At 45.0% G+C, this 849-nt stretch carries 1 protein-coding gene; it reads left to right on the plus strand.

What is annotated here, in order from left to right; genetic code table 11:
* A partial coding sequence (locus tag KCG43_RS21300) for an IS4 family transposase (RefSeq protein ID WP_218387471.1) occupies positions 1 to 836 on the plus strand: 836 nt, incomplete at its 5' end.
* Between the last annotated feature and the right edge of the window lie 13 nt (positions 837 to 849).

An 849-nucleotide genomic window follows, 5' to 3' on the forward strand; every position in this document is an offset into this window, starting at 1 on the left:
TAACACTGATGTCGACCAGAAACCATATACTGTCAGATGCGGCCTTTGGCCCTGTAACCAACAGTGAAATTTCTTACGCACAACAGCTTATCGGCTCGGCGCCAGAAAATTCGCTCACGTTATTTGACCGGGGGTTTATGTCAGCAGAGCTGTTTCTAAGCTGGCAGGGAACCGGCCAAAACACGCACTGGCTAACCCCCATAAAGTCCAAATGCAGGTATGAAATTATCGAGTCTTATAGCGATTATGACCATCTGATTGAAATGCCCATCTCCCCTCAGGCACAAGAGCAGGCGCCTCATTTAGGGCAGACATGGCGTGCTCGACTGGTGCTTATCCCATCACCAAAAGGTGAAATTAAAGGATTCATCACTTCTTGCTTGTGTCCAAAGCAGTATGCACTCAAAGAGCTCGTTGAAGTCTATTGGCAGCGTTGGGAAATTGAACGTGGTTACGGTGAGTTAAAACAGTATCAATTACAGAACAAACCGCTTTTGAGAAGTTTAAAAAGCGAAGGTATCTATCAGGAGCTTTGGGGAATTCTGATTTCTTACAATATCGTACGTTTAGAAATGGCCGAGATGGCCAGAGAACATAGCGTAGAACCGTTAAGAATAAGCTTCATCAATGCATTGTATTTAATACAAGATGAATTTGTTTGGGCGGATGGTCGAACACCTGGCACGATACCGAAAAACTTGAAAATATTGAGGGAAAACGGGAAAAGATTGATCCTGCCCAACAAGCGGAAAAGAAAGCCCTACCCCAGAGCAGTACTCAAGAAAACAGCAAAATATCCGGTACGGAAGAGGGATAAGAACGCCACTCGCTCTTAAGCGAGTGGCGTTA

Source organism: Photobacterium sp. WH24 (genome assembly GCF_019204055.1).
GTDB classification, from domain to species: Bacteria; Pseudomonadota; Gammaproteobacteria; order Enterobacterales; family Vibrionaceae; genus Photobacterium; species Photobacterium arenosum.